This window comes from Paraburkholderia guartelaensis (assembly GCF_004353905.1).
GTDB classification, from domain to species: Bacteria; Pseudomonadota; Gammaproteobacteria; order Burkholderiales; family Burkholderiaceae; genus Paraburkholderia; species Paraburkholderia guartelaensis.
This window is the reverse complement of record NZ_SMOD01000125.1, coordinates 1-2,991: the sequence shown is the minus strand read 5'-3', so window position 1 is coordinate 2,991 and position 2,991 is coordinate 1. Positions and strand designations below refer to the sequence as shown.

The following is a 2,991-nucleotide window of genomic DNA, read 5'->3' as shown; positions in this document are numbered from 1 at the left end:
GCGCAAAGTGATCTACACGACCAACGCCATTGAAAGCGTGAACGCCCAGCTACGCAAGATCGTCAAGACGCGTGGGCACTTCCCCACGGACGAGGCCGCGACCAAACTGCTGTGGCTGGCCTTGCGCAATATCACGGCTGACTGGAGCCGTGCCGCACATGACTGGAAAGCCGCGATGAACCAGTTCGCGATCCTCTACGAGGATCGCTTCACCAGGAATCATTTGTAGAATGCAATTGATGACCTGCCAGACGGCAGGTTTTTATCTGCCTTGCACACAAAAATTCAGACACTTCCCGACCCGGCTCCCGAACACACTTTCAGCACACTACGACTATCGAGAGTAGCCGCAATGGCGAAGCCACAGGACCAGTTGCCAATTGCACCCCGCTCGCTTACCCTCCGAGTTCATAAAAACGCGCCGGCCCCAAGGCGAATACAACAATGAGACCATCCATGAAACGGCCACAACACTTCAAGCACCCGATAGTCGCGGCGCTGATTGCTCTGGGAGTACTAACGTGCACCGCGTATGCGGCCGACTCTCCGGCGGACCCCGCGTCGGAGGAAGAATTGAATCTCACGAATCCATCGACTGACCGTGCTAGCAGCCTGGGCGACTTCTGCTTTTTCTCACAGCTCCCGCCCTCCGATCAGAAATACAAGGTCGTCAAGAAACTGAAAATCGGCAAGGGCACTTATGGAAGTGTGGAAGACATCCTGCCCAAGATGGCCGCATACGCTCAGTCGAACGGCGCGGATGCAATCGTTCAATACACCGGGAGTCAACGCTTTGGCTTTTGGCCGTGGCGTATGGTCCGGCCGGTCGTGCGCGGAGTGGCTGTACAGTGGATCGATCCGAAGCCCGTGACCTGCGAGTCTATCGGCGGCACCACGTTGAGCACCATCCTTTCCTCGGGTCAGCGGCCCGCAAAGTAGCGAAGGATTCGGAACCCGCCGAACTGGATGGCGGGCAATCCTGCGAGGTTTTGGCCCGAATCTTCTATCCCTACAGACCACGTTGGCACGGTACTCGACGTGCTCAACGTACTGCGCGCGGCTCTGGGTTGACGATATCGGGTTGAATGGCGGTTACCAACGGCGCGCAGAAGCTGGAAGCCAGCGCGCGAATCGCTCTAACGTGCAAGAGGCAGAGCGTGCATAGCGTGAGTGAGCAGCCTCTTCCCGCAGGGACGGTTCGTACTGATCTAACTGCAGCGGACGTCGAGCGTGTGCACTACCTGCTCGGCGCCCTTCGCGCGTCGCTGATGCTATGTGAAGACGGCGACGTTGGCGCGTTCACCAGTGACCTGCGGGCCGCCTTCTTCGCAAATCTAGCGTCAATGGCGACCTCGGCGCACGCAATTGTGTCTCACGTCTATGTAAGAGAAGACTAATGAGCTAACCAGACAAATTGATGTCCGGAAGATCAACTATGCAAGAAGAACAATTCCTGATTCGCGACCGCGCGTACGGTGTCTGGCACCGGCCGCGATCACTTAGTCGCTACCTCGGTCGTCGCCAAGCCAATTCGTTGACGATGGCCGATCTCGATAGCGTACTGTTCGTCGAATACGGCTATGACAACAAGCTGCCACTGGCGCTTGTCGAGGTAGCACGGGACATCGGGCAGGAAAAGCCGACTGGCGTGATCAAGGAACTCGCGAGGATGGCCAACCTGCCGGCGTTCGTCTCGCTATACACGCCCTCTTCCCAGGCCAATCCCGCGAGCCCTGCATGGCATGACATTGAGGGTCTCCGGGTCAAACGTGTATGGCCAAGGCCTGAGGCGAACTGGCGCTCGCTTACGCCTAGCGAGTGGGCAGACGCGCTTGTACAGATCAGGGATTGGCAGTTGCGAAAGTTCGCATCGGAGACTGCGGCAAACGACGGTCAGTATTCCCCCCTCTGAACTAGGCGGACCCGGTATGCCGGCACCGTTCTCGATAAAATGGCGATACTCGCGGCGGCACAGCGTCGACGAGATCTAGACCGACGTGACCCGCGCCAGTCATATATTTAAAACGAAAAGTGCAACATCCAACGAGTTCAGTTGATGCGAGATAGACCATCGCGCAGGCGTTCGCGCAAACCATACGGCCCCGAAGAGATACTTGCTGAGCATCGCGCTTGCGTGGACTATCACGCGTCGCTTGTTACGAGCAGGTTCACCGTGGCTGCTCTTTATGTACCAGCGGTAGGTGTGTTCATGACGGCATGGTTGAGCGCGCAGACATCGCCGCTACGCTTGGGCATATCGCTACTTGCATGGTTTATAACCCTTTGCGTTTGGATTCTTGAGCTCCGCACGCGCGCGCTCTTTACAAACATCGCTCACCGCGGAATAGAAATCGAACACGAATACTGGAAACTGGGCCTGAATGTGGGTTTCTTTGGCCGTCAACACAAGTTGACCGAGAAGCTCTCGGCAGGACAGTCGAGCGCGGCGCCGCGGCGCGCAAGACCTGATCAACCGGTAATAGCTTTTTGGTCGAAGCGTCCGCTGCCTCTCTGGCTGTCCAAGTACGTGAGCCACAGCATGGGTCTTGACCTGCTTTACGCTGGCGGTTTGGTGCTTTGGTTCTGTCTCGCCATTGTTGCGGTGACTGGATTCCCCGGCGGCCGCGCCGATAAGCCCTCGCCGAACTACATTTGGCACCTACATTCGGCCAACTCAATCGCTTGTAGTGTTGCGCCCCGATGGGCAGTTCAAACTCCTCCACTTGTGGGCGGCTAAATTCCCCCAGGCAGGACGAGCGGATTATGCGTCGGATTCCTCAGTGACGGCAAGCCTGGCAGCGGCTTCACGGAGACGATAGCTCTTGCCTTCAAACTCGAGGAGTTTGGAGCGATGCAGCAGACGGTCAAGGATCGTCGAAGCCATGGTGCTGTCGCGAAGGTAGCGCCCCCAGTCCTGGACGACGCGGTTGGACGTGACGAGGATGCTGCGGCGTTGCTTGTAGCGTTGATGGACGAGGGTCTGCAGCAGTT

The 2,991-nt window shown here is 57.6% G+C and carries 5 protein-coding genes; 4 read left to right on the top strand and 1 reads right to left on the bottom strand.

The window, feature by feature from the left end; translation table 11 throughout:
* From E1N52_RS43350 to E1N52_RS43335, 4 genes are all read left to right on the top strand, one after another.
* On the top strand, nucleotides 1-229 hold a 229-nt coding region (locus E1N52_RS43350; protein ID WP_133184843.1), incomplete at its 5' end, for a transposase.
* 227 nt (nucleotides 230-456) lie between these two features.
* Nucleotides 457-939, top strand: a complete 483-nt coding sequence (locus tag E1N52_RS43345; protein ID WP_133191209.1) for a hypothetical protein — start codon at nucleotides 457-459, stop codon at nucleotides 937-939.
* 496 nt (nucleotides 940-1,435) lie between these two features.
* A complete protein-coding gene (locus E1N52_RS43340) occupies nucleotides 1,436-1,912 on the top strand; it encodes a hypothetical protein (protein WP_133191207.1) in 477 nt (158 codons plus the stop codon).
* Nucleotides 1,913-2,173: 261 nt separating this feature from the next.
* Nucleotides 2,174-2,737: a hypothetical protein gene (locus E1N52_RS43335; RefSeq protein WP_133191205.1), complete on the top strand. Its 564-nt coding sequence runs from the start codon at nucleotides 2,174-2,176 to the stop codon at nucleotides 2,735-2,737.
* Between the two features lie 24 nt (nucleotides 2,738-2,761).
* Here E1N52_RS43335 and E1N52_RS43330 read toward each other — a convergent pair.
* The coding region (locus E1N52_RS43330; protein WP_165979312.1) for an ATP-binding protein at nucleotides 2,762-2,991 on the bottom strand (230 nt) is incomplete at its 5' end.

What these genes read in the sequence shown, in the direction of transcription:
- E1N52_RS43340 (WP_133191207.1), top strand. Translation starts at nt 1,436, where the DNA reads ATGCAAGAAGAACAATTCCTGATTCGCGACCGCGCGTACGGTGTCTGG.
- E1N52_RS43345 (WP_133191209.1), top strand. Translation starts at nt 457, where the DNA reads ATGAAACGGCCACAACACTTCAAGCACCCGATAGTCGCGGCGCTGATT.